We start from the raw sequence: 25,232 nt of genomic DNA on the forward strand, positions 1-25,232 counted from the left end.
TCAGCGCGTTTGCGCAATTGGCCGTGCATCATACAGGCCAGCGAAAGAGCGGTATGGCCCTCGGGAGTTTGCTGATTGATGTCAAAAGGCGGGGGAGCGCTTTTGTCGGCGTGCCGTAGATACTTAAGTAAAAATGCAACGTTTTGTTCTCCTTTGCTTGCCCCTGCCAGGACTGCCTCCATCAATGGGTTTCGGTTCTTTTCGCCGCACTCGTTCATGTGAGCACCGCTCTTCACGAGTATCCGAACCATGGTGTGGGTACTGCTTCGTATCGCCCATATGAGAGGGGTCAGGCCGTGGCTCTTGATAGTGTGGGTACTCTTTCATGTTCGAGCGAGTTCGGGACTTCAGCGCTTTGATAAGCTGCGAGGCGACCTCGGCATCATTTCGAGGAAAAGCGTCGCGCGTTCTGCCATTACAGTCCGCCACAATCCAGCCATTCGCTAATTGGTCAATCGCCTCTTCGATCATTTGAGATACCGAATTGACGGGACGGGGAGAATAGAAGCTGCCAAAAGTCTCAAGATCAGTATCTGGTGGATTTCCGGGAGTTGCGGGCGGCGTCGTCACGTCATTGCCGGAGCCTGTGCAGTACTGCCGGCTAGTCGAGGAAGTTGGAAGGAACGACTTCTCCTGGTGGGGTTTTGAAAAGAGCATAGCTTCGCTGGTAGGACTCGCTTGCTTCAGCATCAGGTTATGGAAGGGGTCGATCTGTAACTGTTCAGCCTGCTCGTTGGTGATCCGACTTATTCCTGTTCTCCTCTGATGCACCGCCTCATTCCCCGGATAATTTTTGTTGACTGAATCACTCATTCCCTTATCTTTCAGTCGATTAATTATCATTTCTAGGCTAGACACTGGCCTCTGGAGTCAGTATGGCTTTGGACAGAGTCCGTTCCTTTTGTTGTGCCGGCATTTCGGGCCCGGCCTCAGCGCAAGCGCCATACAGCAACGCCCGACCTGGAATTCGCTTAAGGGACTTTCCCTGAAGAGGCAGCTTTTTAGCAATGATCAACCGCCGCAGCCAACCAAGGGCTTGGTGACAGTGATCACGCTTGTCGCGAAAAAACCCGTGGCGTAACAGCCGTCGTCTAACAATCTGACCGGTAGGATGGCGGCGCCATACCTGCCCAGGATGCGCAATCATCAAAACAGCTGATCACGGCAGCGACGAGACCAACCGAAGCAGCAACAACTTATGTGTTGACGGATCTCCAGTCCTGAAAACGGCATTTGCGGCATAAGGACGGGATACGGTTTCGACAGCCGTAGTTGAACTGTTTTTTTAACCTTTATCTGCCGAAAGCATCCATGCAGAGTGATGAGCGAAAATTCCCAGCGCCTCCTGGCGAGGTATCCGGTACTGGATTATTTGAGAATGCACGGAATGAAGGCGTTCTCCTGCCAGCCGAAGAGAGGGCGCGCGCTTTTTTTTACAGCCTGCTGGCTACCTTGGTGCTCTCCCCGCCTTCCGCCGACCTGCTGGATGCGCTCGCCAATGCGGACCCAATCGCTGGCGGGGCCGGGGAGCTTGAATCGGCCTGGGAACAACTGGTGCTGGTTGCCAGCATCATGGACGCTGATGCGGTGGGCGATGAGTTCAATGCGCTGTTCGTTTCAACCGGGACGCCGTTGATCAATCCTCATGCGTCGCTTTATCTGTCAGGTTTCATGATGGACAGGCCATTGGCGTCGCTGCGTGAGAGGCTGCGCGAATTCGGGCTGGCGCGGCGGGCCGGCGCCTTCGAACTGGAAGATCACCTCGGCTCGCTATGCGAAACCATGGCGCTGCTAATACGCCAGGGCCGACCGCTCCCGGTGCAGAGAGCTTTCTTCGACGAGCAGATTGCCGAATGGGCGCAAGCCTGCCTGGACGATATACGAAATGCGGAAGGGGCCAATTTCTACCGCCACGTTGCGCAATTAACCGGCGCTTTCATGGCAGTGGAACGCGAGGCGTTCGAAATGACCGGGGCTGACTAAGGCAGAAGCAGGATTGTCGTCAGCCGCCGCAATCTTCCAACGGCGCCGCTATGGCAAGGTATATTCCTTTAATGTGTTAATTAAAAAAGCAGAAGTCAACATTTCCATTTTTCATTCCCCTGTCGATGTCTGCAATTTTTTCAGCTTTGCTTTCCCAGCTGACGCTCTTTCGAAGCGCGATACATTCTGCCGCACCTTTGAATGCCTGGTCCAAAACATCGACTGCCGTGGTGATTACGACGCCAGTCCATTTATCTTTTAAACTGAAATTCGGACTCAGGTAAAAGAGTTTTTTGTTTTTAGTAGCGGAAATCATAGGTTCCGTGATATGGGATTCAGCAAATTCGAACTTTGATTGAAATGCTTCAATGAACTGCAGTTCGAATTTCTCAATGTCTTTACTGTCGAATTTGCCTAAGAAGTCGTTGAGCTCAAAGGTAAGGTCTATTAGCTTCCCCTCGACGTCTTTCAGTTGAAGATCCGCTCCGGATAACTCTTTCCGCTTGCCTGCTTTGTTTTTTTGCATTTTATCAATGCCTGAAACGAACTGATCGAACATCCGGTTCGTCGCCTTTTTCACAAGCTTTTCCTGCAGCTTGGCGGACAATTCTTTTAATTCTGCAACAGGATAAGGGGAATTTCCGGGCATTGCCCGATTAGCTGATTCATCGAAAAGAGTGCGAAGCGCCTGTTGCAATTGAGCCTCAGAAAAGGATTCAAGAATTACCGCCAGATCCTCGTCCAAGGCTCCCAAGCTGTCCACCTTTTTTAACTCGCTCAGGCGGCATGCAAGCTCTTGCAACAATTTTTTGTCCACTTTCCTATCACCAGAACTGGCGCAAAGCGATTTCACGCTGCCGAGAATCTGGAATTTTCTGTAGGTCATTCCCAGCCCAAGCCTATCCGCGATGGACTGGATCGTTCGGTCAAAAAGGCTGTAGGGGCTTTTCGCTTCATGGGCCTGTGCTGCCCTGTGCTCGCGCTCCAACGAGCTTGGGATAGTCTCCTCCTCCATGCCAGCCAAGGCTTTGCAGTTGCTAACGAAAGTGGTGTGCGACGTGAACATGGTTGCCTCAGATGAAGTTGATTCCGACATCACGTAACGCCGGATCAGAAGTTGGTCCTTCACGGCGCTGTTCGTACCCTGGGGAAACCGTTGCCGGGCTCACCACTAGAATTTACAAGAATGCTTGCAATTTCTGCACGCTTGCCCCCCGCACGAGCACCGCTAACTCCAGCACCACGCCAGGCTCAACCGAGAAAAGCGAGCGGCATGGCTCTTGCATTTGCCCGGTCACGCCTGTTGATAACAGCAAAGCCTACTGCACTCCGCCCCCCATGACAGACACATCCGATTCCGGGAAGGCCCGTCGCGGCTTCCTGATGACCAGCGCCAACGCCGGCTTGCTGGGTGCCACGCTCGCCCTGTTTTCCCGCGCCGCGCCGATTCAGGCCGCCCAACAATTGGCCGCCGCCAGGGACGAGCCTACCCCCAGCGGCTACCACGAAACCGATCACATCCGTAAGTACTACGCCAAAGCGCGCCAATTCTGAGGCTGCCCATGACCCTGCTCCGTAAAACCGGTGATACTGTCAAGCGTTCCACCCTGGTGCCACGAAGCCTCAGCCAGGGCGTGCCCCAAGGCCTGACCCGACGTGCCTTCCTCGCCCGCGCCGGGCTGACGGCCGGCGGCGGCCTGCTGGCGCAGCAGTTGCCGCTGCGCGTCATGCAGCCGGCGCAGGCGCAGACCACCCATGCGCCGCCCGACCAGGGCAAGCCCGAGGTCAAGCACACCATCTGCAGCCACTGCTCGGTTGGCTGCTCGGTGGAAGCGGTTGTGCAGAACGGCGTATGGGTGCGGCAGGACACGGCATTCGACTCGCCCATCAACCTTGGCGCCCATTGCGCCAAGGGCGCTTCCGTGCGGGAGCACGGCCATGGCGAGCACCGGCTGCGTTATCCGATGAAGCTGGTCAATGGCAAGTACCAGCGCATTAGCTGGGATCAGGCGATCAATGAAGTTGGCGACAAGCTGCTGCAGCTGCGGCAGCAGGCGGGGCAGGATTCGATCTTCTGGATAGGCTCGTCCAAGCACAACAACGAGCAGTCCTATCTGCTGCGCAAGTTCGTCTCGATGTGGGGCTCCAACAATACCGACCACCAGGCCCGAATCTGTCACTCCACCACGGTAGCCGGCGTGGCGCAGACCTACGGGTATGGCGCCATGACCAATTCCTTCAATGACTTAAGCCACAGCAAGGCGGTGCTGTTCATCGGCTCCAATCCGGCCGAGGCGCATCCGATCTCGATGCTGCACTTCCTGCATGCGAAGGAACTGGGCGCGAAGATGATCGTGATCGACCCGCGCTTCACCCGCACTGCCCGCTTTGCCCATCACTATGTACGCATCCGCCCAGGCACCGATATCGCGCTGGTCTGGGGCATTCTCTGGCATATCTTCGAGAACGGCTGGGAGGACAAGGAATACATCGAGCGCCGCACCTACCGCATGGACGAGGTGCGCAAGGAAGTGGCGAAGTGGACGCCGGAAAAAGTCTCGGATGTCACCGGCGTGCCCGAGGCCACGGTGAAGAAGGCGGCCGAGATGCTGGCAACCAACCGGCCGTCGTCGGTGGTGTGGTGCATGGGCATTACCCAGCACCATGTGGGCACCGCCAATGTACGGGCGCTTTCTATCCTGCAGCTGGCGCTGGGCAATATCGGCGTGGCCGGCGGCGGCGCCAATATTTATCGCGGCCACGACAATGTCCAGGGCGCAACCGACGTCGGCCCCAACCCGGATTCCCTGCCCGGCTACTACGGCCTTGCCGAAGGCGCATGGAAGTATTTCGCGCGGGTCTGGGATGTGGACTACCAATGGCTGCAGGGTCGCTTCGCCAGCAAGGCGCTGATGGAAAAGCCCGGCATGACCGTGTCCCGCTGGTTCGATGGCGTCAATGAAAACAAGCAGTTCGTGGACCAGCCCAACAGCCTGAAGGCCGTGGTCTACTGGGGCCACGCGCCCAACAGCCAGACCCGCTTGCCGGACATGAAGCTGGCCATGCAGAAGCTCGATTTGCTGGTGGTGATCGATCCCTACCCGACCATGACCGCGGCCATGCATGGCAGGAAGGATGGCGTCTATCTGCTGCCGGCCACCACCCAGTTCGAGACCCAGGGCTCGGTGACCTGCAGCAACCGCTCGGTGCAGTGGCGCGAGCGGGTGATCCATCCGCTGTTCGAGTGCAAGACCGACCACGAGATCATGTACCTGTTTGCCAGGAAGTTCGGCTTCGCCAATGAACTCTGCAAGCACATCAAGGTGGTCGACAACGAGCCGGTGATCGAGGACATCCTGCGCGAGATCAACCGCAGCGTCTGGACCATAGGTTACAGCGGCATCTCGCCCGAGCGGCTGAAGCTGCACATGGAGAACAAGCACACCTTCAATCCAACCACGCTGCTGGCCGAATACGGGCCGTGCAAGGGCGATTACTACGGCCTGCCCTGGCCGTGCTGGGGCACGCCGGAGATGAAGCATCCGGGCACGCCCATCCTTTACGACATTTCCAAGCCGGTGGCCGAGGGCGGGCTGCCGTTCCGGGCGAACTGGGGCGTGGAGCATGACGGCCTGCCGCTGCTGGCGGCAGATGGCTCGAGCAACAGGGACAGCGAGATGCAGTTCGGCTATCCCGAGTTCGACCATGTGCTGCTGAAGAAGCTGGGCTGGTGGAATGAACTGACGCCCGAGGAGCAGAAGCAGGCCGATGGCAACAACTGGAAGACCGATATGTCGGGCGGCATCATTCGCGTGGTGATCGCGCACGGCTGCGCGCCGTACGGCAATGCGCGCGCCCGCTGCCATGTGTGGAATTTCCCCGACCCGGTGCCGGTGCACCGCGAGCCGCTGGTCAGTCCGCGGCGCGACCTGGTGGCCGCCTATCCGACCTATCCGGACAAGGCCGCGTTCTGGCGCCTGCCCACGCTCTACAAGTCGGTGCAGGACATCAATTTCGCCAAGGACTATCCACTCATCATGACCTCCGGCAGGCTGGTGGAGTACGAGGGCGGCGGCGACGAGACCCGTTCCAATCCCTGGCTTGCCGAGTTGCAGCAGGCCATGTTCGTTGAAGTCAATCCGCATGACGCCACCCAGCTCAATGTCCAGACCGGCAAGTTCGTCTGGGTGGAAACGCCTACCGGCGCGCGCCTGAAAATTACCGCCTTCGTCACGCCGCGGGTGCCGGCCGGGCTGGTCTGGATGCCCTATCACTTCGGCGGCTGGTGGATGGGCGAGGATCAGCGGGGCAACTACCCGCCTGGCGCGGCACCCATCGTGCTGGGCGAGGCGGTCAACACTGGCTGGACCTATGGCTATGACGTGGTAACGATGATGCAGGAGACCAAGGTCTCGCTGTGCCGTCTGGTGACGGCCTGATGCATCCGCCTGATGTAGGGCGTAATACCCCGAAGGGGCATTACGCGCAACGAGCGGTCCCGGCAAGACGCGGCATTCGCCACTAGTGTTACGGCTCGCCGCGCAATGCCCTTCGGGAATTGCACCCTACGAAAGCGGCCGGTCTGATCGGTACGAAGCAGCAAGGAGCAAGCATGGCAACCAGGATGAAATTCATTTGCGACACCGAGCGCTGCATCGACTGCAACGGCTGCGCAACCGCCTGCAAGAACGAGAACGAGGTGCCGTGGGGCATGCACCGGCGCCGGGTGGTGACGGTCAACGACGGCATGCCGGGCGAGGCGGCGATTTCGGTGGCCTGCATGCACTGCACCGACGCGCCCTGCATGGCGGTATGCCCGGTGGACTGCTTCTACCATACGGCCGACGGCATCGTCCTGCACAGCAAGGACCTGTGCATAGGCTGCGGCTACTGCTACTACGCCTGCCCGTTCGGCGCGCCGCAATTTCCCAACCCCGGTGCCTTCAATCACCGCGGCAAGATGGACAAGTGCACCTTCTGCTCGGGCGGCCCGGAACCTGACAACTCCGAAGCCGAGTTCCAGAAATATGGCCGCAACCGCATTGCCGAAGGCAAGCTGCCGGTCTGCGCCGAGCAATGCGGCACCAAGGCGCTGCTGGGCGGCGATGCCAGCATCATTGCCGACATCTATCGCCAGCGGGTGGAGACCCGCGGCTACGGGCCGGAGCTGTGGGGCTGGGACATCGCCTATGAGACCAAGCGCAACGGCGGCAAGGTGGAAAACAAGGGCGAAGGCCCGCGCCGGAACCAGATCCCGAACGACTTCCAGAACAACCCGCGAAAGTTTCCGACATGAGCCGCGCCCGACTACTCGCCATTGCGCTGATGGCAAGCGCCCTCTCCGGCTGCCTGGAAGTGGAACAGCATCCACCCTGGGTGCATGGCTATTACGACGGCAAGCCCGACAACATGCCGTCGCAACGGCATTACCACGGCGACCGCATGGCCTGGAATGCCGCCATCGACAACCGCAACCGCCGCCAGAACGAATACAACCGCATGCCCTGAACCGGGCAAGAACAGAACCGTAGAACAGGAGAGCCGCCATGCATCCATACCCGACCCGGCACAGCGTTCCGGCCGCCTGGCTTCTTGGCATGCTGCTGCAGCTGGCCGTGGCGATGTCCTGGGCCGCGGTGCCAAATGAAAAGGCGGTGCCGGCCTATGCCGAGGAACAGACCATCCTGCAGGTGGAAAAGGACACGCCGCAGCCCGGCATGGGCAGTACGGACTCGGGACGCCGCCACATCGACCGTCATTACGTGCAGCCGTTTGGCCTGCAGCCGGAAATGGATGTGCTGCTGCAGCGAGGCGGCAATACCTGGCGCACCTTGCGCAACGGGCCGATCGCCACCATTGCCGGCACCATCCTGCTGGTGGTGCCGCTGCTGATCTTCGGCTTCTACCGGGCGGTAGGCCCGGCACGGCTGGACCGGCCCGAGTCGGGCCGCAGGATACAGCGCTTCACGCTCTGGGACCGGGTGATCCACTGGGCCACCGCCTTCAGTTTCCTGGCGCTGGCGCTGACCGGGCTGATCATCATGTATGGCAAGCAGCTGCTGCTGCCGCTGATGGGCCATAACGCCTTTTCCTGGCTGGCGATTCTTTCCAAATACTTGCACAACTTCGTCGGGCCGCTGTTCATCGCGTGCTCCGTGCTGATGTTCTTCACCTTCCTGCGCGAAAACATTTTCAGGCGCTGGGACTGGGAATGGATCAAGAAAGGCGGAGGCCTGGTCAGCCACAAGCATGTGCCGGCCGGCTACTTCAATGCGGGAGAAAAACTCTGGTTCTGGGGCGGCGTGGCGCTGCTGGGCATCATTGTCTCGGTGTCCGGGCTGGTGCTGGACTTCGTCAACTTCCGGCAGACCCGCTATGTGCTGCAGTGGGCCAACTACCTGCATGTCGGCGGCGCCGTGATCTATATCGCCGCCAGCATGGGCCATATTTTCATCGGCACCTGGGGCACGCCGGGCGCCTATGACGCGATGCGGCACGGCACGGTGGACGAAGCCTGGGCGGCCAGCCACCACGCACTCTGGTATGAAGACGTGAAAGCCGGCAAGGTAACCGCGCCGCATGGCCGGCATGCAGGTCATGTTCCGCCGGCACAGCCGACAAGGGGTAGCGATTATGCATGATCGAACTGCCGTGCTGGGCTGCCTTGCCCTGAGCGTCCTGCTGCTAGGCGGCTGCGGGGAGCGCGCCGCCGGCAACCGCAGCGAAGCCACGCAGACCGGCTTTCCAGGCCAGCTCGCCGCCGGTAGCAAGTCCAGTGGCGAAATCATGGAACGCTCGCGCGACTCCACCAGGAGCCAGATGCCGAGCGGCACGCCGGGCATCCCCGAAGGCGCGGGCGGCACCACCAGCGGACCGGCCATGGGCGGCACCTCGCCAGGCGCCGCAGTGGCGGGCGATGCGCCCAAGGGAAAGATGGCGGGCGAGACCGCCGCTGCCGGCCCCGCTTCGGCTCCTGCCAAGCCCGGCGCAGCCGAAGAAGCGGCTGCCAGGGCGCAAAAGGAAAAACAGGAGCTGGCGGCATCGATGGATGAAGTGACCCGGCGCTGGCGCGCCGACGCAGCGAAGAACGGCTGGAAGGCCTATCCGGCCGTTGGCCATGATGCCGTCGCCGGCATTGCCGCCTCCGGCGCACAGGAACAGAGCCGTGCGGTGGCGCCGCCGGTGCATAGCGAAAAGTCCGGCAGCGCCGCGCCCAGTGAGGACGTGAAGAAGCCCAAGGAACCTGGTGCAAAGTAAGGGCCTAAGCCTGGAGGAAGCCGCATGCTGATGGCTGAGCTGCCGCTTGCGGTGCTGATGCGCTGGCGACCCGCGACCAGCCCGTGGGACCATGCCCGCTGGCGACCGGAAGCAGTCAGCGTGGACCGTTCCGATGCCAGTGCGGCAGTGCGCGCGGTCACGCACGACACCCGACTGCTGCGCGGCGTGATGCTGCAGCTCTATCCCGACGAACACGACGGCTATTTCGAGAACTGGGCCGCGCCCGAACCCAAGGTCTTCCTGCTATGGCGGGTGGATAGCGACGAGCCGGCAATCATATTGGCCTCCGTCAGCTACGCCGAAGGCACCCGCATGCTCGATTCCGGCGACCTGGCCGACGGCATCGGCATGCCCGCCGACATTCACGCCTGGCTGGGCAGCTACCTGCTGCGCCACTACGAGCCGCCCGCCCGCGGCAGGCGCAACCACGGCTGAGCAGCGTCAATGCAGTCAACGCTATGGCGCTATCCGCTTCACGCGCTTCCCCAGTCTGCTGGCGCTTATCAAGCGCAGGAAGCTCGACAATACTTGCGCAAGCTCATCACAGGGATCTGTCCGTTGCTTCATCATTAACGGCTGACAATTGCCAACTGTCCTATGGCGATTCGTTTTCCCTTCCTACCCCAAGTTCGGCGTTTGTCCTACTGCCCGTTTGCCCATCATTGCCTACATTGGAGCCTCGCACCCAGCGTGGTGCTCTTAACACGACCCAACAAGGAGTGAACATGAGGAAGACTTCAATTGCAGCATTGATTGCAGCGATGGCATTCGCAGGATCGGCAATGGCGCAAAGCACGGGCGGCGGCACTGGCGGAGGCATGGGCAGCAGCCCAAGCTCCAGCAGCGGCGCGGCAATGACCGGCGGTAGCGGCGGCAGCACCTCGGGCAGCACTTCTGGCAATTCCGGCATGAGCGGCGGCGCCGGCACGTCCGGCGGCTCTGGCATGAGCGGCGGCGCATCCGGCATGAGCGGCGGTTCCGGCGCCTCGGGCGGCACCGGTTCCTCGGACATGAGCGGTGGCTCCGGCACTTCCGGAAGCAGCGGCAGCGGCGGCTCATCGGGCATGGGCGGCGGCTCCGGCATGTCGGGCAGCGGCGGCTCTTCCGGCATCAACAGCGGCTCGTCGGGCATGAGCGGCGGCTCCGGTAGCGGCACTTCCAGCACCATGGGCGGCACCGGCGCGGGCTCCTCGGGCATGGGCTCGGGCAGCTCTTCCGGTGGCAGCAGCGGTGGCAGCCGTTAATCACGCTGTATAGCAGTCAGCGAGCCAGCCGCCCCTCGCAAGAGCGGGCGGCTTTTTATCGCCAGGCGGAAAGGCAATATCGGGTGTGCTGCCGGATCGCCGAGTGCGCCGGCACCGTCGTGCCTTGGCGAGCCTGAGCAGCAGGAACCAGGATTACTCCGTCTGCAAGCGTCCGAAACGCTTCAGGCCTGCGTGCCCTACTCCAGCCGCCGCAACGCCTCCGACACCTCGCCCCGGAACCGCACCAGCTGTTCAAGCGACTGGCTGACCGGCATGAAGGCTGCCCATAGCATGTTGGTCAGCTGCCCCGCAGTGGTCTCGATATCGGGCTTGTTGCGGTTCACCATGTAATCCCACAGCACATGCTCCATCGAGCCATAGACCATGTCGCGCAGCAGCGGCAACGGCATGTCCTGCCGGATTTCACCGTCACGTTGTGCTGCCGCAAGCACCTTCATCAGCGGCGCGGTATAGCGCCGCTTGAGCTCGGCAATCAGGTCGGCGAATTCGGCATCGGCGCTGCGTCCTTCGGACAGCACCAGCTTGCACATGCCGGTGCCGTCCTGCATCAGCGTGACCAGGTGCTTGTGCACCACGAAATGCAGCCGGGCCCGCGTGCCCACCACCAGCGGCACTTCCCGTTCCAGCACCAGCGAGATCTCGTCATACCAGCCCTTGATCACCTGCATGCACAGGTCGCGCTTGCTGCTGAAGTAGGAAAACACCGTGGCTTCCGAAATGCCCAGTTCGCGCGCAATGTCGAGCGTGGTGGAGTTTTCATAGCCGTTGTCGGAAAAGACCTGGCGCGCCACGGCCAGGATCTCCCTGACGCGCCGCTCGGACCGGGTGCCCAGCACTTCGCGCTTGCGGCTGCCTTTCAATGGCGTATTCATGGAATGTCGTCTGGCTCCTGTAAGACGGGCACGGCGGTGCTAGCTATGGAAGGCCAGAAGCTGCACGCCTTCCTCCACCTGGTCTCCGGTGGAATATAGAAGCTCTTGCACGACGCCGTCACGCGGCGCGGCAATCGTATGCTCCATCTTCATTGCCTCCATGATCAGCAGCGGGGCGCCCTTCACCACGGCCTCATCCTTCCTCACCAGGATGGCGACGATCTTGCCCGGCATGGGCGCAGTGAGGCGGCCGCCTTCGTCCTCGGACTCGCCGGCATGGGCCAGCGGATCGCTGTAGCCCAGGATCAGATGGCGCTCGCCGTTGAAGACATGCACTTCCTCGCCGTCGGTCACCACCGTGCCACGCACCAGCCGGCCGTCGAGCCGGATCGCGTAGTCATTGCCTTCACGGCGCACCAGCGTCACTTCATGCGACGCATCGCCATGCGCCAGCTGCCAGCCATGGGCCAGGTAGGAAAGGCCGACATCCTGCGCATGCTCGCGGTCGGCGAAGCGGAAGTTGCGGCGCAGGGAAGCATTCATGCGCCAGCCATCGGTGCGCGACCAGGGGTCGGCGGAAGGCGTTGCGCCACGCATGGTGTCGGCAGAGACCAACGCCACCGCGGCCAGCGCCAGGGCCTCTGTGCCGGCAGCCGCCGGCGTCGGAAACAGAGCCCCATGGTTGCGCTCGATCAGGCCGGTGTCGAGGTCGGCGGAAGCGAAAGGCACGCTTTCCACCAGCCGCTTCAGAAAGGCGATATTGGTGGTCAGCCCCACCACCTGGTAATGCGTCAGCGCATTGGCCATCAGCGCCAGCGCTTCCTCCCGGTCGCGGCCCCAGACGATGAGCTTGGCAATCATCGGGTCGTAGAAAGGCGAGATCGCATCGCCGGCGCGCACGCCGCTGTCGATGCGCACGGGAGCCGGGTGCGCCGGGTTGTCGCCGAGGCTGAAGGACACCGCCTCCGGCATGCGCAGATGGCGAAGCGTGCCGATGGAAGGCAGGAAGTTGTTGTCCGGGTTCTCGGCATAGATGCGCGCTTCCAGCGCATGGCCGTGAATGGCAAGCTCGGCCTGCTTCAATGGCAACGGCTCGCCGCAGGCTACCCTCAGCTGCCACTCCACCAGGTCCTGGCCGGTGATCATTTCCGTGACCGGATGCTCCACCTGCAGCCGGGTATTCATTTCCATGAAGTAGAACGAGCCATCCTGGTTGGCGATGAATTCCACCGTGCCCGCGCCGACATAGCCCACCGCGCGCGCCGCCGCCACCGCGGCCTCGCCCATTGCGCGCCGGCGTTCTTCCGGCATGCCCGGCGCCGGCGCTTCCTCCAGCACCTTCTGGTGCCGGCGCTGCACCGAGCAGTCGCGCTCGAACAGGTAGACGCAATTGCCGTGGATATCCGCAAACACCTGGATCTCGATATGGCGCGGCCGGGTCAGGTACTTTTCAACCAGAACCTTGTCGTCGCCGAAGCTGCTGATCGCTTCGCGCTTGCAGGACGCCAGCGCTGCCTTGAAGTCCTCGGAACGCTCGACGATGCGCATGCCCTTGCCGCCGCCGCCGGCGCTGGCCTTGAGCAGCACCGGGTAGCCGATCTCGTCGGCCCGCGCCTGCAGGAAGTCCGGTTCCTGGTTGTCGCCGTGATAGCCCGGCACCAGCGGCACGCCGGCCTTTTCCATCAGCGACTTGGCGGCCGACTTCGAACCCATGGCATCGATGGCCGAGGCCGGCGGGCCGATGAAGGCGATGCCCGCGTCCGCGCAGGCTTGGGCGAAGCCGGCATTCTCGGACAGGAAGCCGTAGCCCGGATGCACTGCCTGCGCGCCGCTGGCGAGCGCTGCGGCAATGATCTTGTCGGCGCGCAGATAGCTTTCCTTGGCCGCGGCCGGCCCGACCGGCACCGACTCGTCGCACAGCGCCACATGGCGGGCATTCACATCGGCTTCGGAATAGACGGCGACGGTCTTCACGCCCAGCCGGCGCGCGGTGGCGGCGACACGGCAGGCGATCTCGCCGCGATTGGCAATCAGTATCTTGCTAAACATGGTTTCTCCAGTTCTTATTCCAGCCAGGATGGCTTGCGCTTTTCAAGGAAGGAGCGCACGCCTTCGCGTCCCTGTTCCGATGCGCGGATGTCGGCAATGCGTACCACGGTGTTCTGCACCAGCGCGTCCGTCAGCGGCTGCGCCGCCACATCGTTGACCAGGCGCTTGGCCGCGGCCACGGCATCCGGACTGGCTGCCAGCAGCGACTTCAGCAGCGCGGCGACGGTGTCGTCCAGAACGTCGGCCGGCACGCATTCGTGCACCAGCCCCATGCGCTGCGCCGCCGCGGCCGAAAACCGTTCCGCCGTGATGAAGTAGCGGCGCGCTGCCTGCGCGCCCATGGCGCGGATCACGTAAGGCGATATCGTGGCCGGGATAAGGCCAAGCTTCACTTCCGACAAACAAAAGTGGGCCGCATCGGCCGCCACCACGATGTCGCAGGCAGTTGCCAGGCCCATGCCACCGGCATAGCAGTCGCCCTGCACTCGCGCCACCACCGGCTTGCCGCAGTCATGGATGGCGCGCAGCATCGCCGCCAGGCCTGCCGCATCGGCCAGGTTTTCCTCCCGGCTGTAGCCTGCCATCTTCTTCATCCAGTTCAGGTCGGCGCCGGCGCAGAAGGCCACGCCGCGCGCGGCCAGCACCACGGCGCGCACCGAGGCATCGGCATCCAGCGCCCTGAATGCCTGGGTCAGCTCGGCAATGCTGGTCTCGTTGAAGGCATTGCGCACGTCGGGCCGGTTCAGCCAGACGGTGGCAACCGCCTGCTCCTGCCGTATTTCCAGTGTCTGGTAATCCATCGCGTCTCCTTACATGCGGAACAGGCCGAACTTCGTCTCCGGCACCGGCGCATTCAGCGCGGCCGAGAGGCCCAGGCCCAGCACCATGCGGGTGTCGGCCGGATCGATCACGCCATCGTCCCACAGCCGGGCGCTGGCATAGTAGGGATGGCCCTGGTGCTCATACTGCTCCTTGATCGGCGCCTTGAACGCGCCCTCTTCCTCGGCGCTCCAGCTGCCGCCGCGGGCCTCGATGCCGTCGCGCTTGACGGTGGCCAGCACGCTGGCTGCCTGTTCGCCGCCCATTACCGAAATGCGGGCATTGGGCCACATCCAAAGGAAGCGCGGCGAGAATGCCCGGCCGCACATGCCATAGTTGCCGGCGCCAAAGCTGCCGCCGATGATCACGGTGAACTTGGGCACGGCGGCGGTGGCCACCGCGGTCACCATCTTTGCGCCATTCCTGGCAATGCCTTCATTCTCGTACTTGCGGCCGACCATGAAGCCGGTGATGTTCTGCAGGAAGACCAGCGGGATCTTGCGCTGGCAGCACAGCTCAATGAAGTGCGCGCCCTTCAGGGCCGACTCGGAAAACAGGATGCCGTTGTTGGCGATGATGCCAACCGGCATGCCGAAGACATGCGCGAAGCCGCAGACCAGGGTGGTGCCGTAGCGCGCCTTGAATTCCTGGAACACGCTGCCGTCAACGATGCGGGCAATCACCTCGCGCACATCGAAGGGCTTCCTGGTATCGACCGGGATCACGCCGTACAACTCGTGGGCCGGATACTTCGGTTCCACCGCGTCGCGCAGCAGCATGTCGGGCGACTTCTGCCGGTTCAGGTTGGAGACGATGGTGCGGGCCAGCGACAGCGCATGCAGGTCGTCCTTGGCGAGATGATCGACCACGCCCGAAAGGCGGGTATGCACGTCGCCGCCGCCCAGGTCCTCGGCACTTACCACTTCGCCGGTAGCCGCCTTCACCAGCGGCGGACCGCCGAGGAAGATGGTGCCCTGTTCCTTGACGATGATGGACTCGTCGCTCATCGCCGGCACATAGGCGCCGCCCGCGGTGCAGGAACCCATCACCACCGCGATCTGCGGTATGCCCTCGGCCGACATGTTGGCCTGGTTGTAGAAGATGCGGCCGAAGTGGTCGCGGTCGGGGAACACGTCGTCCTGGTTGGGCAGGTTGGCGCCGCCGGAGTCAACCAGGTAGATGCAGGGCAGCTTGTTCTGGATCGCGATTTCCTGCGCCCGCAGATGCTTCTTTACCGTCATCGGGTAGTAGGTGCCGCCCTTGACGGTGGCGTCGTTGCAGACGATCACGCATTCGATGCCTGCCACGCGGCCAATGCCGGTGATGATGCCGGCCGACGGCGCGGCATTGTCGTACATCTCGTAGGCCGCGAGCTGCGACAGTTCGAGGAAAGGCGTGCCGGGGTCGAGCAACATCTGCACCCGGTCGCGCGGCAGCAGCTTGCCGCGGGCGGTGTGCTTGTCGCGTGCCGCGGCGCCGCCGCCCTGCGCGATGGCCGCGACCTTCTGCTTCAGGTCGTCGACCACGGCCCTCATGGCCGCGGCATTGGCCTGGAATTCCTCGGAGCGGGGATTGAGCTTGGATTCAATGCTGTTCATCGCGTCATTCTTCCTTAATGATTGTGCGGCTTACCGGGTCTCGGCAAACAGTTCGCGGCCGATCAGCATGCGGCGGATCTCGCTGGTGCCGGCGCCGATCTCGTAGAGCTTGGCGTCGCGCCACAGCCTGCCCACCGGATACTCGTTGATGTAGCCGTTGCCGCCCAGCGCCTGGATCGCCTCGCCCGCCATCCAGGTTGCCTTCTCCGCCGAATACAGGATCGCGCCCGCCGCATCCTTCCTCAACGCGCGCACCGCCTCCGGCGTCCTGGCCCGGTCGCAGGCCTGGCCCACCGCATACACATACGCCCGGCAGGCCATCATCGTGGAATACATGTCGGCCAGCTTGCCCTGCATCAGCTGGAATTCCCCGATCGGCTGGCCAAACTGCTTCCGGTCATGCACATACGGCACCACCGCATCCATGCAGGCCGACATGATGCCCAGCGGCCCGCCCGACAATACCGTGCGCTCGTAGTCCAGCCCCGACATCAGCACGTTCACGCCGCGCCCCAGCCCGCCCAGCACATTCTCGGCCGGCACCTCGCAGTCCCGGAACACCAGCTCGCCGGTGTGCGAGCCGCGCATGCCCAGCTTGTCGAGCTTCTGCGCCACCGAGAAGCCCTTGAAGTTCTTCTCGATCAGGAAGGCCGTCATGCCGCGCGGGCCAGCCTCGATATCGTTCTTGGCATACACCACCAGCACGTCCGCATCCGGGCCGTTGGTGATCCACATCTTGCTGCCGTTGAGCACCCAGCGGTCGCCTTTGAAGTCGGCGCGCAGCTTCATCGACACCACGTCCGAGCCGGCATTGGGTTCGGACATGGCCAGCGCGCCGACATGCTCGCCGGAGATGAGCCTAGGCAGGTACTTGGCCTTCTGCTCGTCGCTGCCGTTGCGGCGGATCTGGTTGACGCACAGGTTGGAATGGGCGCCGTAGGACAGGCCGACCGAGGCCGAGGCGCGCGAGATTTCCTCCATGGCCACGATGTGGGCCAGGTAGCCCATGGCGCTGCCGCCGTACTCTTCGTCCACCGTGATGCCCAGCAGGCCCAGCTCCCCCATCTTTTTCCACAGGTCCATCGGGAACTGGTCGGTGCGGTCGATCTCGGCGGCGCGCGGCGCAATCTGGTCCTGCGCGAACTGCTGCACCGTCTCGCGCAGCGCGGCGATATCTTCGCCATGGTCGAAGGTTAAACCCGGGAGATTGAGGAATGTTTGTGCCATGACTGCGGTGTCCTGTGGTTAAAGGTGCGGGAATGCGGTCAGGCGCAACAAGCGAAGGTGACCGCACGGTTTTCTGAGTATAGCTCACAGAACTGAAATTTTGGCAGTAATCATTCGACAAAGATTCGCTTGCCATTAGGCTTTGATCGAACATACAATCGGCTGCACTTAATTGAGCCTTACTCAAAGATTGCCAGCCTACGATGTTTTCCGGCAAGGCGGCGCGGCTTGATTAACGCCTTGCGGCAACCATGCACGAGCGGCGGACAACAAGAACAGCGGCGCCGGTTTCGCATGACCCATCACACGCACATCAACGGAGACATTGCATGCACCAGTTCACCAGGACGCTCTGCGCGGCCGCCCTCATCGCAGCAGGCATCAGTTCGGCATCGGCCCAGGTCAGCGACGACGTCGTCAAGATCGGCATCCTGACCGACATGTCGGGCCTGTATTCCGACCTGTCCGGCAAGGGCTCGGTCGTGGCCGCCAAGATGGCCATCGACGACTTCGGCAAGACCGTGCTGGGCAAGCCGATCGAACTGGTCAGCGCCGACAGCCAGAACAAGGCGGACGTCGCCTCGGCACGCGCCCGCGAATGGGTGGACCAGCAGAAGGTCGACGCGCTAATGGACCTGGTGCCGACCAACGTGGCGCTGGCGGTGATGGAAGTGGCGCAGCAGAAGAACAAGGTGGCCATCGTGGTGGGCTCGGCCTCCAGCACGGTGACCAATGAGAAATGCACCGCCACCAGTGCGCACTGGATGTACGACACTTATTCCAGCTCGGTCGGCACCGGCCGCGCGCTGATGAAGCGCGGCGCCGACAGCTGGTATTTCCTCACTGCCGACTATGCCTTCGGCAAGTCGCTGGAAAAGGATGTGTCGGATGTCGTGGCCGCCGGCGGCGGCAAGGTGCTGGGTTCGGTGCGTCATCCGCTCAATGCCAGCGACTTCTCCTCCTTCCTGCTGCAGGCACAGACCTCCAAGGCCAAGGTCATTGGCCTCGCCAATGCCGGCGGCGACACGGTCAATGCGGTCAAGCAGGCGGGCGAATTCGGCATCGCCTCCAAGGGGCAGCTGGTGGCGCCTCTACTGATGTTCATCAGCGACGTGCATGCGATTGGCCTGAACTATGCCCAGGACATGTACCTGACCGAAGGCTTTTACTGGGATACCAATAACGAGACCCGCGCCTGGTCGCGCCGCTTTTTCGAGATCCAGAAAAAGATGCCCACCATGGCGCAGGCCGGCATGTATTCCGCGGTCACCCATTACCTGAAGGCGATCAAGGCCGCAGGCACCGATGAAACCGGCGCGGTGATGAAGAAGATGCGCGAGCTGCCGATTTCCGACGTGGTGATTCCCAAGGGCACGCTGCGCGCCGATGGCCGCGTGGTGCATGACATGCTGCTGTTGCAAGTGAAGAAACCGGCCGAGTCCAAGGCGCCATGGGACTACTACAAGGTCATCGGCACCGTGCCCGGCAATGAAGCATTCCGGCCGCTGGCCCAGTCCGGCTGCCCGCTGGTCAGGCAGCAGTAAGGTTTTTTTGCAATGCTGGGCGGGCCGTGCATGCCGCGCGGCCTTTACTGGCAATGGATCACAGGAGATTTTCATGCAGCAGGCAAGCTACGTCCACGGCGCCTATGATGTGCCGTTGATCGGCGAGACAATCGGCGCCTTCCTGGACGGCGTGGCAGAGCGCCATGGCGACCAGCCCGCATTGGTGGTAGCGCATCAGAACGTGCGCTGGACATACCGGCAATTCCACGAGCGCGTCAACCGGCTCGCTGCCGGTTTGCAAAAGCTCGGCTTGAACCCCGGCGACCGGATCGGCATCTGGGCGCAGAACTGCGCCGAATGGGTGCTGACCCAGTTCGCCACTGCCAAGGCCGGCCTGGTAATGGTCAACATCAACCCGGCCTATCGCCGCTCCGAACTGGAATATGTGCTGGACAAGGTGCAGTGCAGCGCGCTGATCCTCTCGCCCAGCTTCAAGACCAGCGACTACATCGGAATGCTGCAGGACGTGGTGCCTGAAATTCATCACAGCGCGCCGGGTGCGCTGAAGTCGGCGCGGCTGCCGCATCTGCGACATGTGATCCGGCTGGGCAAGGACAACACGCCCGGCATGCTGAACTTCGATGCGGTGCTGGAATCGGCAAGCGCCGACGACCTGGAACAGATGGAGCGCGTCGCCGCCACCCTGCAGTTCGATGATGCGGTCAATATCCAGTTCACCTCCGGCACCACCGGCGCGCCCAAGGGCGCGACGCTGACCCATCACAACATCCTCAATAACGGCTTCTTCATCGGCGAGGCAATGCGCCTGACCGAGAAGGACAGGCTATGCATCCCTGTGCCGCTGTATCACTGCTTCGGCATGGTACTGGGCAACCTGGCCTGCGTGACTCATGGCGCGGCGATGATCTATCCCGGCGAAGGCTTCGACGCCAAGGCGGTGCTCGACACGGTGCAGTCGGAAAAATGCACCGGCCTGCACGGCGTGCCGACCATGTTCATCGCCATCCTTGACCATCCCGACTTTGCCAGCTATGACCTCTCCGGCCTGCGCACCGGCATCATGGCCGGCTCGCCCTGCCCGATCCAGGTGATGACGCGGGTCATCGAGCAGATGCACATGAAGGAAATCACGATTGCCTACGGCATGACCGAGACATCGCCGGTGAGCTTTCAGAGCTCGGTGGACGATCCGGTCGACCTGCGAGTATCCACCGTAGGCCGGGTGCATCCACACCTGGAAGTCAAGATCGTCGACGCCGACGGCCGCATCGTGCCGCGCGGCGAAAAGGGTGAACTGCTGACCCGCGGCTACTCGGTGATGCTGGGCTACTGGGGCGACGAGGAAAAGACCCGCGAAGCGATTGATTCGGCGCGCTGGATGCACACCGGCGACCTGGCCGTAATCGACGACAACGGCTTCTGCAGCATCGTCGGCCGCTCCAAGGACATGGTGATCCGCGGCGGCGAGAACATCTATCCCCGCGAGGTGGAGGAATATCTCTACCGCCATCCCAAAGTGCTGGACGTGCAATGTGTCGGCGTGCCGGACCCGAAATATGGCGAGGAACTATGCGCCTGCATCATCCTGCGGCCGGGCATGCAGGCGGATGCGGATGAGATCCGGGCTTTCTGCAATGGGCAAATCGCGCATTACAAGATCCCGCGCTATGTGCGTTTCGTGGAAACCTTCCCGATGACGGTGACGGGGAAGATACAGAAATTCATGCTCCGCAAGCAGGTGGCAACGGATCTGGGGCTGGGGGCGGAGTAACGCTAACCACTGGCACCGCGGCACGCATGCAGTGATGCATGCGTGCTTTTATTTCTCCGAAATTACCTAGGATGCAATGCAATCCAGTCCGACTATTACATCCTTGTAGCAGAGAAGTTCAAGCGTGGAGAGCCAATCTCCAACGCCCCATCAAATTTCTTCCTCCGGCAGCCGCTTCGGGCTTTCCTGCCTGTGCCCCTGCACCTTGCCCTTGATCTTCTGCACCTGGCGCTCCAGCTTGTCGACCATCAGGTCGATCGCTGCATACAGGTTTTCCGCATAGCTTTCGGCATGAATCACGTCGCCCTTGATGCGCAGGTTTGCTTCCGCGCGCTGACGCTTTTCCTTCTCTGCAGGCGCTTCGACGCCAAGGATCACGGCCACGTCGATGACCTGATCAAAATGGCTCACAACGCGGTCCAGCTTGGTTTCCACATACTCCCGGATCGCGGGAGTCAGGTCGATGTGGTGTCCGGTAATCAATACATTCATGAAGTTCTCCTATTCCAATCTGGAGCAAGTAGGAGTTGAACCCATGGAATAGGTTCATCCCGCTTGCCCTACTGCTTGATGAAAGGCAAATCGTTTTCTGAAATACAGATTCCATGATCAGAACCGGCAATTCGCCTCTTCACCATGGGCGGCAACGCAGACGTTGTCAAGCCAGGATTTGGCACTACCGGGCGCTATCCCATCCCTGGGTGCAAGCGGCATCAGGAAAGTACCTCTTCTCCCGCAACCAGGCCATCCTTCCTCTGCCCCTTGCATCCGGCAGCCCCGGTTGTACACTGACCGGCATACCTCGGAACGGAAGCCTTCGCGCAAGGGCTATGGACATCCAGCAACACGAGCGGCGTCGACTCGAATTTCTGCTGTCGCTGGACGTGCTCGATACCGACCCCGAAGAAGCGTTCGACCGTATTGCCGAGTCCGCGGCCAGCCTTTGCAATACGCCGATGGCTGCCATTACCTTGCTGGACGAGCAGCGCCAATGGTTCAAGTCTTCGGTCGGGCTTGAACTGAAGCAGACGGAAAGATCAATCGCTTTCTGTGACCAGACGATACGCGGCAGCCAGCCATTCATCGTCACCAATGCAGCCGAGCATCCGCTATTTGCGGGCAACCCTCTGGTCACGGGTCCTCCGGGGCTGCGCTTCTATGCCGGCTGCCCGCTGATTTCCCGCAACGGCTATGCACTTGGCGCGCTGGCGGTGATGGACACGGTGCCGCGCACGCTGGACGAAACCCGCATCCGCATGCTGCGCATGCTGGCGGACCAGATCATGGTGCTGATCGAGCTGCGCCAGCGCAATCGCGAGCTGGAACGCACCGCTGCAGAATTGCGCTGGATGAACCAGGAAGTCAGGCAGTTCTCGGACCATCTGAAGCAGGCGCAGCGCATTGCCGGCATAGGTAGCTGGGAAGTGCGACTCGGCACCGGCCGCCTGCACGGCACGGAAGAGTTCTACGCCATCCTCGGCATGCCCGCAAGGGTGGGCGGCACCATGACAACAAAGGCCTTGATCGCAAGGGTGCCCGAACCCGATCGCGTTCGTCTGCTGCGGCGTTTGCGTGCCATGGTGCGTGATCGCAAGCCCATGCAGCTGGAACACCGCATCGTGACGGAAAACGGCGGAATTAGTTACGTCATGCAGCGGGCGGAACTGCGCGACGAGAACGATGGCGCCACCATCGCGGGCACGATGCAGGACATCACGCAGCATAGGCTGAGCCAGGAAAAATTAAGGCTTTTCCATACCTGCATGTCACGCGTCAACGAGGTGGTGATGATTACCGACGCCAGCCCGCTTGATGAGCCGGGTCCGCGGGTGGTGTTCGTCAACGACGCCTTCGAGCGCCTGACCGGTTACACGGCACAGGACATACTCGGCCGTTCCCCGCGCCTGCTGCAGGGTCCGGAGACCAGCCGGGCCGAGCTCGATCGTATCCGTGCAGCGCTGGAGCGTGGCGAGCCGGTCTATAGCGAAGTCGTCAACTATGGGAAGCAGCGCCAGCAGTACTGGCTGGCGCTGACCATCAGTCCCATTGCGGATGACGGCGGCAAGATCAGCCACTTCGTCTCGATCCAGCGCGACATCACCAAAGGCAAGCTCGCCGAGCAGCAGATCGAACAGCTCGCCTTCTATGATCCGCTGACGCGCCTGCCCAACCGGCGCCTGCTGCTGGACCGTTTGCGGCTAGCGCTGAATGCCGTCAAGCGCAGCGGCCGGACCGGTGCGCTGCTGTTCATCGACCTCGACAACTTCAAGAGCCTCAATGACACGCTGGGGCATGACAAGGGGGACCGCCTGCTGGAGGCGGTCGCGCGCCGTCTGGAAGGCTGCGTGCGCAAGTCCAATACCGTGGCACGCCTCGGCGGCGATGAGTTCGTGATCATGATCGAGGACATTGCAGCCGACCCGGTCATGGCCGCTACGCATGCAGAACTGGTGGTGCGCAAGATCCTGAATGCATTTACCCGGCGCTTCGAGCTGAACGGCATCGAGTATCACTGCACGCCCAGCGTGGGCGTAGCCCTGTTCGACCGGCACATCAACGCGGTCGATGAATTGCTCAAGCAGGCCGATCTGGCGATGTACCATGCCAAGGCGCTGGGCCGCAATACGGCCTGTTTCTTCGATCCCGACATGCAATCGGCGATCAATGCGCGGGTGGCGCTGGAGCGTGAACTGCGCGCGGCACTCCATCAGCATCAGTTCGAGCTGCATTACCAGCCGCAGGTCGACAGCGGCGGCCACATCGTTGGTTACGAGGCGCTGATCCGCTGGCGGCATCCGCGTCATGGCCTCGTTTATCCGCAGGCCTTCATACCGCTGGCCGAAGAGACCGGGCTGATCAGGGGGATTGGCCGCTGGGTATTGCAAAGCGCCTGCAGACAACTGGCCAACTGGTCGGCGCGACCGGACCATGCGCACCTGACGATTTCGGTCAATGTAAGCGCTGGCCAGTTCGGGCATGCGGAATTCATGCAACAGGTGCTGGCTGCAATTGCTTCCACGGGCGCCGATCCCTTCCTGCTCAAGCTTGAACTGACGGAAAGCGTGCTGGTGAAGAACCCGGATGACACCATCGCCAAGATGGCAGGCCTGAAGGACCATGGAATACGCTTTGCACTGGATGACTTCGGGACCGGCTATTCATCATTGTCCTATCTGAAGCGGCTGCCTCTGAACCAGATCAAGATCGACCAATCCTTCGTCAGGGACGTGCTGGTGGATGCGAACGACGCCGCGATTGTGCGAACCATACTTGCGCTGGGCCAGATACTCGGGCTGGATGTGATCGCCGAAGGCGTCGAGGTCGAAGCGCAACGCGAATTCCTCGCACGCCATGGCTGCCATGGCTATCAGGGTTATCTGTTCGGCCACGCGCGCCGGGTGGCCTGACGCTCCATGGATGGCAGGACTGATCTACCTTGATCCGCTCCGCAAACCAGGTTACGGACCGGGCGTGCCGCGTTACGCGGTGCATTTTCTCGAATCCACCTTGAGAGGCGATGTGCCAAGCAGTTTTGATCACCAACTCGTTCACGATGAAATGCTGGAGACCCTGGCCGGCGGCGGCCCTGAAGAGGATGCTGTGCAGCGCGTAGCATGGGTGAAACACATAGCCGATCAGATTCACACCATTGATCCCAATGGTCCCAGCTTCCCCGCTGGGAACATCATCTCAATCGGAGAGGTGTTCGAATTCACCGTGGAGGTAGGAAAATGGCGCAGCGAACACGCTGGCGCCAAGGTCGATCCCATCATGCCACCAGCATGACAATGGTGTAGCGGCTGCAGGTTCTCCGGCCATTACGCCATGAGCCCACATCCGCAGTCGCTCATGGCGTTTCCTACACACCGCCGGTGGCATACCTCGCCACCGGCTCTTCCCCCGCCAGCGCCTTCAGCAGATTGGTCGTTGCCAGCTCCGCCATTGCATGCCTGGTCTCGTGCGTGCCCGAACCCACATGCGGCAGCGGCGTTACCTTGGGATGGCGGCGCAGCGGTGAGTCCAGCGGCAGCGGCTCGGTGGCGAACACGTCCAGGCCGGCTGCGCGGAGGTGCCCGCTGTCCAGCGCCGCCAGCAAGGCGTTCTCGTCGACGATGGCACCGCGCGCGCCGTTGATGAAGATGGCGCCTGGCTTCATCGAAGCAAACTGCCGTTCCCCCATCAGGCCGCGGGTTTCATCCGACAGCGGCAGCGTCACCACCACGATATCGGACTGCGCCAGCACGGTCTCCAGCGGCGCATGCCGGGCGCGGCCTGCGAGCTCGGGCAGTTCATGCGGGCGGCGCGCATGGTACAGCACCGGCATGCCGAAGCCCAGCGCGCCCCGGCGCGCCACTGCCTGGCCGATGCGGCCATAGCCCAGTATGCCCAGCGTCTTGCCATGCACGTCCCAGCCGAACAGGTCCGGACCGATATTGCCTTTCCAGCCGCCTTCCCGCACCAGCTGCGCCAGGTCGACCAGGCGGCGGCTGCAGGCCATCACCAGGCCGAACAGGGTATCCGCGGTGGTTTCCGTGAGCACGCCGGGCGTGTGGCACAGGATGATGCCGCGCTCATGCAGGGCCGGCAGCGCATAGTTGTCCACGCCAACCGAAATGCTGGAGATGACTTCCAGCCGCGGCGCACGGGCCAGCATGGCTGCATCTACCGGAAATACCGAGCCGATCATGCCCTGCGCATTTGGCAGCGCTGCATCGAAGGCGGCGCGCTGTGCCGGAATGCTGGGATCGGCCACCGTGACCTCGTGCAGCGCGCTGATGCGCGCCAGCTGGTCCGGCGGCAACGCGCGAAATGCCAGTACCTGTTTTCGTTCCGTATTCATGCCT

Annotated in this window: 22 protein-coding genes; 13 read left to right on the plus strand and 9 right to left on the minus strand. The window is 62.2% G+C overall.

What is annotated here, in order from left to right; all coding sequences use genetic code 11:
* Window positions 1-123: 123 nt before the first annotated feature.
* Complete coding sequence (locus tag KTQ42_RS23895) at window positions 124-813, minus strand: hypothetical protein (RefSeq protein ID WP_249222658.1); 690 nt, start codon at window positions 811-813, stop codon at window positions 124-126.
* A 498-nt stretch (window positions 814-1,311) separates the two neighbouring features.
* Between KTQ42_RS23895 and KTQ42_RS06020 the strand changes: the two genes are divergently transcribed.
* Window positions 1,312-1,983, plus strand: coding sequence for a molecular chaperone TorD family protein (locus tag KTQ42_RS06020; RefSeq protein ID WP_217344689.1), 672 nt, complete (start codon window positions 1,312-1,314; stop codon window positions 1,981-1,983).
* Window positions 1,984-2,059: 76 nt separating this feature from the next.
* Here KTQ42_RS06020 and KTQ42_RS06025 read toward each other — a convergent pair whose 3' ends face one another.
* Window positions 2,060-3,112, minus strand: coding sequence for a hypothetical protein (locus tag KTQ42_RS06025; protein ID WP_217344690.1), 1,053 nt, complete (start codon window positions 3,110-3,112; stop codon window positions 2,060-2,062).
* Between the two features lie 209 nt (window positions 3,113-3,321).
* On the opposite strand from KTQ42_RS06025, the gene KTQ42_RS06030 reads away from it, so the two are divergent.
* The 8 genes from KTQ42_RS06030 (at window position 3,322) to KTQ42_RS06065 (ending at window position 10,505) form a co-directional block, all read left to right on the plus strand.
* Complete coding sequence (locus KTQ42_RS06030) at window positions 3,322-3,537, plus strand: formate dehydrogenase (protein WP_217344691.1); 216 nt, start codon at window positions 3,322-3,324, stop codon at window positions 3,535-3,537.
* 8 nt (window positions 3,538-3,545) lie between these two features.
* Window positions 3,546-6,422, plus strand: coding sequence for a molybdopterin-dependent oxidoreductase (locus KTQ42_RS06035; protein ID WP_217344692.1), 2,877 nt, complete (start codon window positions 3,546-3,548; stop codon window positions 6,420-6,422).
* A 173-nt stretch (window positions 6,423-6,595) separates the two neighbouring features.
* Window positions 6,596-7,279, plus strand: coding sequence for a formate dehydrogenase FDH3 subunit beta (fdh3B, locus tag KTQ42_RS06040; protein WP_249222659.1), 684 nt, complete (start codon window positions 6,596-6,598; stop codon window positions 7,277-7,279).
* Window positions 7,276-7,491: a hypothetical protein gene (locus KTQ42_RS06045; RefSeq protein ID WP_217344693.1), complete on the plus strand. Its 216-nt coding sequence runs from the start codon at window positions 7,276-7,278 to the stop codon at window positions 7,489-7,491. Before fdh3B ends, KTQ42_RS06045 begins: the two co-directional genes overlap by 4 nt.
* Window positions 7,492-7,529: 38 nt before the next feature.
* Complete coding sequence (locus tag KTQ42_RS06050; RefSeq protein ID WP_217344694.1) at window positions 7,530-8,624, plus strand: formate dehydrogenase subunit gamma; 1,095 nt, start codon at window positions 7,530-7,532, stop codon at window positions 8,622-8,624.
* A complete protein-coding gene (locus tag KTQ42_RS06055) occupies window positions 8,617-9,240 on the plus strand; it encodes a hypothetical protein (RefSeq protein ID WP_217344695.1) in 624 nt (207 codons plus the stop codon). The genes KTQ42_RS06050 and KTQ42_RS06055 overlap by 8 nt, the downstream gene beginning before the upstream one ends.
* A gap of 24 nt (window positions 9,241-9,264) precedes the next feature.
* Window positions 9,265-9,696 (plus strand): DUF3305 domain-containing protein, encoded by a 432-nt coding sequence (locus KTQ42_RS06060; protein WP_217344696.1) that lies wholly within the window; start codon window positions 9,265-9,267, stop codon window positions 9,694-9,696.
* Window positions 9,697-9,986: 290 nt separating this feature from the next.
* Window positions 9,987-10,505, plus strand: coding sequence for a hypothetical protein (locus KTQ42_RS06065; RefSeq protein ID WP_217344697.1), 519 nt, complete (start codon window positions 9,987-9,989; stop codon window positions 10,503-10,505).
* 197 nt (window positions 10,506-10,702) lie between these two features.
* Here the strand turns inward: KTQ42_RS06065 and KTQ42_RS06070 are convergent, their stop codons facing one another.
* Genes KTQ42_RS06070 through KTQ42_RS06090 form a run of 5 tightly spaced genes read right to left on the minus strand, consistent with a single transcriptional unit; the run spans window position 10,703 to window position 17,091 of the window.
* Window positions 10,703-11,398 (minus strand): TetR/AcrR family transcriptional regulator, encoded by a 696-nt coding sequence (locus KTQ42_RS06070; RefSeq protein ID WP_217344698.1) that lies wholly within the window; start codon window positions 11,396-11,398, stop codon window positions 10,703-10,705.
* Window positions 11,399-11,437: 39 nt separating this feature from the next.
* Entirely contained in the window at window positions 11,438-13,447 is a 2,010-nt protein-coding gene (locus KTQ42_RS06075; protein WP_217344699.1) for an acetyl/propionyl/methylcrotonyl-CoA carboxylase subunit alpha, read from the minus strand.
* A gap of 14 nt (window positions 13,448-13,461) precedes the next feature.
* Complete coding sequence (locus tag KTQ42_RS06080) at window positions 13,462-14,247, minus strand: enoyl-CoA hydratase/isomerase family protein (RefSeq protein WP_217344700.1); 786 nt, start codon at window positions 14,245-14,247, stop codon at window positions 13,462-13,464.
* Between the two features lie 9 nt (window positions 14,248-14,256).
* Window positions 14,257-15,864: a carboxyl transferase domain-containing protein gene (locus tag KTQ42_RS06085; RefSeq protein WP_217344701.1), complete on the minus strand. Its 1,608-nt coding sequence runs from the start codon at window positions 15,862-15,864 to the stop codon at window positions 14,257-14,259.
* A 30-nt stretch (window positions 15,865-15,894) separates the two neighbouring features.
* Window positions 15,895-17,091, minus strand: a complete 1,197-nt coding sequence (locus KTQ42_RS06090; RefSeq protein ID WP_217344702.1) for an isovaleryl-CoA dehydrogenase — start codon at window positions 17,089-17,091, stop codon at window positions 15,895-15,897.
* Window positions 17,092-17,420: 329 nt separating this feature from the next.
* Here KTQ42_RS06090 and KTQ42_RS06095 point away from each other — a divergent pair, with 329 nt between their 5' ends.
* Both KTQ42_RS06095 and KTQ42_RS06100 read left to right on the plus strand, forming a co-directional pair.
* Window positions 17,421-18,635, plus strand: a complete 1,215-nt coding sequence (locus KTQ42_RS06095) for an ABC transporter substrate-binding protein (protein WP_217344703.1) — start codon at window positions 17,421-17,423, stop codon at window positions 18,633-18,635.
* A gap of 73 nt (window positions 18,636-18,708) precedes the next feature.
* Window positions 18,709-20,388 (plus strand): AMP-binding protein, encoded by a 1,680-nt coding sequence (locus KTQ42_RS06100; protein WP_217344704.1) that lies wholly within the window; start codon window positions 18,709-18,711, stop codon window positions 20,386-20,388.
* Between the two features lie 150 nt (window positions 20,389-20,538).
* Here KTQ42_RS06100 and raiA read toward each other — a convergent pair whose 3' ends face one another.
* Window positions 20,539-20,880: a ribosome-associated translation inhibitor RaiA gene (gene raiA / locus KTQ42_RS06105; protein WP_217344705.1), complete on the minus strand. Its 342-nt coding sequence runs from the start codon at window positions 20,878-20,880 to the stop codon at window positions 20,539-20,541.
* A gap of 338 nt (window positions 20,881-21,218) precedes the next feature.
* On the opposite strand from raiA, the gene KTQ42_RS06110 reads away from it, so the two are divergent.
* Window positions 21,219-23,795, plus strand: a complete 2,577-nt coding sequence (locus KTQ42_RS06110; RefSeq protein ID WP_217344706.1) for an EAL domain-containing protein — start codon at window positions 21,219-21,221, stop codon at window positions 23,793-23,795.
* Window positions 23,796-23,805: 10 nt separating this feature from the next.
* Window positions 23,806-24,174 carry a hypothetical protein gene (locus KTQ42_RS06115; RefSeq protein ID WP_217344707.1) on the plus strand — a complete coding sequence of 123 codons (369 nt, stop codon included), beginning with the start codon at window positions 23,806-23,808 and terminating at the stop codon, window positions 24,172-24,174.
* A 73-nt stretch (window positions 24,175-24,247) separates the two neighbouring features.
* Here KTQ42_RS06115 and KTQ42_RS06120 read toward each other — a convergent pair whose 3' ends face one another.
* On the minus strand, window positions 24,248-25,228 hold the full coding sequence (locus KTQ42_RS06120) for a D-glycerate dehydrogenase (protein WP_217344708.1): 981 nt from the start codon (window positions 25,226-25,228) through the stop codon (window positions 24,248-24,250).
* Window positions 25,229-25,232: the final 4 nt, after the last annotated feature.

This window comes from Noviherbaspirillum sp. L7-7A (assembly GCF_019052805.1).
GTDB lineage: Bacteria > Pseudomonadota > Gammaproteobacteria > Burkholderiales > Burkholderiaceae_D > Noviherbaspirillum_A.

What these genes read in the sequence shown, in the direction of transcription:
- KTQ42_RS06110 (WP_217344706.1), top strand. Translation starts at nt 21,219, where the DNA reads ATGGACATCCAGCAACACGAGCGGCGTCGACTCGAATTTCTGCTGTCG.
- KTQ42_RS06100 (WP_217344704.1), top strand. Translation starts at nt 18,709, where the DNA reads ATGCAGCAGGCAAGCTACGTCCACGGCGCCTATGATGTGCCGTTGATC.
- KTQ42_RS06080 (WP_217344700.1), bottom strand. Translation starts at nt 14,247, where the DNA reads ATGGATTACCAGACACTGGAAATACGGCAGGAGCAGGCGGTTGCCACC.
- KTQ42_RS06070 (WP_217344698.1), bottom strand. Translation starts at nt 11,398, where the DNA reads ATGAATACGCCATTGAAAGGCAGCCGCAAGCGCGAAGTGCTGGGCACC.
- KTQ42_RS06120 (WP_217344708.1), bottom strand. Translation starts at nt 25,228, where the DNA reads ATGAATACGGAACGAAAACAGGTACTGGCATTTCGCGCGTTGCCGCCG.
- KTQ42_RS06035 (WP_217344692.1), top strand. Translation starts at nt 3,546, where the DNA reads ATGACCCTGCTCCGTAAAACCGGTGATACTGTCAAGCGTTCCACCCTG.
- fdh3B (WP_249222659.1), top strand. Translation starts at nt 6,596, where the DNA reads ATGGCAACCAGGATGAAATTCATTTGCGACACCGAGCGCTGCATCGAC.
- KTQ42_RS23895 (WP_249222658.1), bottom strand. Translation starts at nt 813, where the DNA reads ATGAGTGATTCAGTCAACAAAAATTATCCGGGGAATGAGGCGGTGCAT.
- KTQ42_RS06115 (WP_217344707.1), top strand. Translation starts at nt 23,806, where the DNA reads ATGGCAGGACTGATCTACCTTGATCCGCTCCGCAAACCAGGTTACGGA.
- KTQ42_RS06095 (WP_217344703.1), top strand. Translation starts at nt 17,421, where the DNA reads ATGCACCAGTTCACCAGGACGCTCTGCGCGGCCGCCCTCATCGCAGCA.
- KTQ42_RS06050 (WP_217344694.1), top strand. Translation starts at nt 7,530, where the DNA reads ATGCATCCATACCCGACCCGGCACAGCGTTCCGGCCGCCTGGCTTCTT.
- raiA (WP_217344705.1), bottom strand. Translation starts at nt 20,880, where the DNA reads ATGAATGTATTGATTACCGGACACCACATCGACCTGACTCCCGCGATC.
- KTQ42_RS06030 (WP_217344691.1), top strand. Translation starts at nt 3,322, where the DNA reads ATGACAGACACATCCGATTCCGGGAAGGCCCGTCGCGGCTTCCTGATG.
- KTQ42_RS06020 (WP_217344689.1), top strand. Translation starts at nt 1,312, where the DNA reads ATGCAGAGTGATGAGCGAAAATTCCCAGCGCCTCCTGGCGAGGTATCC.
- KTQ42_RS06055 (WP_217344695.1), top strand. Translation starts at nt 8,617, where the DNA reads ATGCATGATCGAACTGCCGTGCTGGGCTGCCTTGCCCTGAGCGTCCTG.
- KTQ42_RS06060 (WP_217344696.1), top strand. Translation starts at nt 9,265, where the DNA reads ATGCTGATGGCTGAGCTGCCGCTTGCGGTGCTGATGCGCTGGCGACCC.
- KTQ42_RS06065 (WP_217344697.1), top strand. Translation starts at nt 9,987, where the DNA reads ATGAGGAAGACTTCAATTGCAGCATTGATTGCAGCGATGGCATTCGCA.
- KTQ42_RS06075 (WP_217344699.1), bottom strand. Translation starts at nt 13,447, where the DNA reads ATGTTTAGCAAGATACTGATTGCCAATCGCGGCGAGATCGCCTGCCGT.
- KTQ42_RS06090 (WP_217344702.1), bottom strand. Translation starts at nt 17,091, where the DNA reads ATGGCACAAACATTCCTCAATCTCCCGGGTTTAACCTTCGACCATGGC.
- KTQ42_RS06085 (WP_217344701.1), bottom strand. Translation starts at nt 15,864, where the DNA reads ATGAACAGCATTGAATCCAAGCTCAATCCCCGCTCCGAGGAATTCCAG.
- KTQ42_RS06045 (WP_217344693.1), top strand. Translation starts at nt 7,276, where the DNA reads ATGAGCCGCGCCCGACTACTCGCCATTGCGCTGATGGCAAGCGCCCTC.